Raw genomic sequence first — 3,265 nt, 5'->3', positions numbered from 1 at the left:
CACGCCACCAAGACTCGCGGCCAGGTGCGCGGCGGCGGCGCAAAGCCGTACCGGCAGAAGGGAACAGGCCGTGCCCGGCAGGGTTCGATCCGTGCGCCTCAGTTCGCCGGCGGCGGTATCGTCCATGGCCCGCAGCCGCGGAGCTACGCCCAGCGGACGCCGAAGAAGATGAAGGCAGCCGCACTGCGCGGAGCGCTATCGGACCGCGCACGTCACGGCCGGCTGCACGTCATCACCGCTTTCACGGACGGCGACGCGCCGTCGACGAAGGCGGCCAAGGCAGTCCTGGCGTCGGTGACCGACCGGCGTAACGTACTCGCGGTCGTCGAGCGCGGGAACGACGTGGCGCTCAGGAGCCTGCGGAACCTGCCGGACGTACACCTGATCGCGCCGGACCAGTTGAACACGTATGACGTGCTGTGCGCCGACGACGTGGTCTTCACCAAGGCGGCGCTGGATGCTTTCCTGGCGGGGCCGGGAAAGACCGCGGCCGGGGCCGGCGCAGCTGAGACGGAGGAGTCGAAGTGAGCGGCGTTCGCAGAGATCCACGCGACATCTTGCTGAGGCCGGTCGTCTCGGAGAAGAGCTACGGCTTGCTGGATGAGAACAAGTACACCTTCATCGTCGATCCTGACGCGAACAAGACTCAGATCAAGATCGCGGTCGAGAAGGTGTTCAACGTGAAGGTCACCGGTGTGAACACGGCCAACCGCCAGGGTAAGCGGCGGCGCACCCGGTTCGGTGTGGGCAAGCGTCCGGACACGAAGCGGGCGATCGTCACCGTGGCCGACGGCCAGCGTATTGACATCTTCTCCGGTCCGGTCTCGTAAGAGCACGGGACACGAACTGAGATTGACCATAGGTCAAGGTATCGAGGTCTGGAATGGGAATCCGTAAGTACAAGCCGACGACACCGGGCCGGCGCGGCTCCAGCGTCGCCGACTTCGCCGAGGTCACCCGGTCCGAGCCGGAGAAGTCGCTCGTTCGGCCGCTGCCGAAGAAGGGCGGCCGGAACAACGCCGGTCGGATCACGACGCGCCACCAGGGTGGTGGGCACAAGCGTCAGTACCGGGTGATCGACTTCCGTCGTGCTGACAAGGACGGCGTGCCGGCGAAGGTCGCGCACATCGAGTACGACCCGAACCGAACGTCGCGCATCGCTCTGTTGCACTACGCGGACGGGGAGAAGCGATACATCCTGGCGCCGCACCGGCTCACCCAGGGTAGGAAGGTCGAGTCCGGGCCACGGGCCGACATCCAGCCGGGCAACAACCTGCCGCTGCGCAACATCCCGGTCGGTACGGTCGTGCACGCGATTGAGCTTCGGCCCGGTGGCGGTGGCAAGATTGCCCGCTCGGCCGGCGCGGGTGTGCAGCTCGTGGCGAAGGAGGGCACCTGGGCTCAGCTACGGATGCCTTCCGGCGAGATCCGTAACGTCGACGTGCGCTGTCGTGCCACGGTGGGCGAGGTCGGCAACGCCGAGCAGTCGAACATCAACTGGGGCAAGGCCGGCCGATCGCGGTGGAAGGGCAAGCGTCCGAGCGTCCGCGGTGTCGTGATGAACCCGGTGGACCACCCGCACGGTGGTGGAGAGGGCAAGACCTCCGGTGGCCGGCACCCGGTGAACCCGAACGGTAAGCCCGAAGGACGTACTCGGCGCAAGAACAAGCCGAGCGACCGTCAGATCGTCCGTCGCCGCAAGACCGGCAAGAAGCGCTGAGTCAGGAGTTACGAAGATGCCACGCAGCCTGAAGAAGGGGCCCTTCGTCGACGAGCACCTTGCCAAGAAGGTCGAGGCGCAGAACGACCAGGGTACGAAGAACGTGATCAAGACGTGGTCGCGACGGTCGATGATCGTCCCGGACATGATCGGACACACCATTGCGGTGCACGATGGCCGCAAGCATGTCCCGGTGTTCGTCACCGAGGCGATGGTGGGTCACAAGCTCGGGGAGTTCGCGCCTACGCGGACCTTCCGGGGCCATGAGAAGGACGACCGACGCTCGCGGCGCCGGTGACGTTTGCCACGCGAAGGAACTAGGGAGTCAACGATGGAAGCAGCCAGGGCTAAGGCGCGCTATGTGCGCGTGACGCCCATGAAGGCGCGCCGCGTGGTGGACCTCATCCGTGGCCTGGACGTGGACGAGGCCGCAGCGCTGCTGCGGCTGACCCCGATCGCCGCGGCGGAGCCGGTGCTGAAAGTACTGGAAAGCGCGGCGGCGAACGCCAATGACCTCACCGGCACTCAGCGCGACGCGCTGGTGGTGGGGAGCGCCTATGTCGACGAGGGACCGACCATGAAGCGGTTCCGCCCAGGCGGCAAAGGCCGGGCGTTCCGGATCAAGAAGCGGACCTGCCACATCACCATCGCGGTCGATGAGAAGCAGGTTGCCACCGCCGGTGGCGCGAAGGGAGGGACCCGCTAGTGGGTCAGAAGATTAACCCGCACGGGTTTCGGCTGGGTGTGTCCACCGATCACAAGAGTCGGTGGTTCGCGGACAGCACGAGTGAAGGACAGCGCTACCGCGATTACGTCGCGGAGGACGTCGCCATCCGCAAGCTGATGACGACGGGAATGGAGCGCGCCGGAATCTCCAGCGTCGAGGTCGAACGGACTCGTGACCGGGTGCGGGTGGATATCCACACAGCGCGTCCCGGCATCGTGATCGGCCGCCGGGGTGTTGAGGCGGACAGGCTGAGGTCGGAGCTGGAGAAGCTGACCGGCAAGCAGGTCCAGATGAACGTCCTCGAGGTGAAGCAGCCCGAGGTCGACGCCCAGCTGGTGGCGCAAGGCGTCGCCGAGCAGCTGTCTGCGCGCGTGGCGTTCCGTCGGGCGATGCGTAAGGCGATTCAGACCACGATGCGGGCCGGCGCCAAGGGCGTACGGATCCAGTGCTCGGGTCGTCTGGGCGGCGCGGAGATGAGCCGCTCCGAGTTCTATCGCGAAGGCCGGGTGCCCCTGCACACGTTGCGTGCCGACGTTGATTACGGCTTCTACGAGGCCCGCACGACGTTCGGTCGGATCGGCGTCAAGGTCTGGATCTACAAGGGCGACGTGACCGGCTCGCGCCAGGAGCGCGCCGCCGAGCAGGCCGCTCAGGCACGCGCGCAGCAGCGGGAGCGTAGGCGCCCAGAGCGGCGTCGTCCGACCCGTGGCCGTGGCGGTCAGCAGGATGCGGCGGAGGCCCAGTCGGCTCCAGTGGCCGAGACACCGTCGACTGAGTCCGAGGCGCCGGCGACGACCGAGACGAGTAACGAGCAGGAG

6 protein-coding genes are annotated in these 3,265 nt (G+C 67.0%); all 6 read left to right on the top strand.

The window, feature by feature from the left end; translation table 11 throughout:
- A partial coding sequence (gene rplD, locus ELR45_RS09250) for a 50S ribosomal protein L4 (RefSeq protein ID WP_240759363.1) occupies nucleotides 1–528 on the top strand: 528 nt, incomplete at its 5' end.
- Nucleotides 525–830 (top strand): 50S ribosomal protein L23, encoded by a 306-nt coding sequence (gene rplW / locus ELR45_RS09245; protein WP_129665352.1) that lies wholly within the window; start codon nucleotides 525–527, stop codon nucleotides 828–830. The genes rplD and rplW, both read left to right, overlap by 4 nt.
- A gap of 53 nt (nucleotides 831–883) precedes the next feature.
- Entirely contained in the window at nucleotides 884–1,720 is an 837-nt protein-coding gene (gene rplB / locus ELR45_RS09240) for a 50S ribosomal protein L2 (protein WP_129665350.1), read from the top strand.
- Between the two features lie 16 nt (nucleotides 1,721–1,736).
- A complete protein-coding gene (rpsS, locus tag ELR45_RS09235) occupies nucleotides 1,737–2,018 on the top strand; it encodes a 30S ribosomal protein S19 (RefSeq protein WP_129665348.1) in 282 nt (93 codons plus the stop codon).
- 33 nt (nucleotides 2,019–2,051) lie between these two features.
- Nucleotides 2,052–2,426: a 50S ribosomal protein L22 gene (gene rplV, locus ELR45_RS09230; RefSeq protein WP_129665345.1), complete on the top strand. Its 375-nt coding sequence runs from the start codon at nucleotides 2,052–2,054 to the stop codon at nucleotides 2,424–2,426.
- On the top strand, nucleotides 2,426–3,265 hold an 840-nt coding region (gene rpsC / locus ELR45_RS09225), incomplete at its 3' end, for a 30S ribosomal protein S3 (RefSeq protein ID WP_129665826.1). The genes rplV and rpsC, both read left to right, overlap by 1 nt.

The sequence above is a fragment of the Phytoactinopolyspora endophytica genome (genome assembly GCF_004138495.1).
Lineage (GTDB): Bacteria > Actinomycetota > Actinomycetes > Jiangellales > Jiangellaceae > Phytoactinopolyspora > Phytoactinopolyspora endophytica.
This window is presented reverse-complemented; position numbering and strand designations above follow the sequence as displayed.

Coding starts and splice junctions, on each gene's coding strand:
- rplV (WP_129665345.1), top strand. CDS start 2,052: ATGGAAGCAGCCAGGGCTAAGGCGCGCTATGTGCGCGTGACGCCCATG.
- rplB (WP_129665350.1), top strand. CDS start 884: ATGGGAATCCGTAAGTACAAGCCGACGACACCGGGCCGGCGCGGCTCC.
- rpsS (WP_129665348.1), top strand. CDS start 1,737: ATGCCACGCAGCCTGAAGAAGGGGCCCTTCGTCGACGAGCACCTTGCC.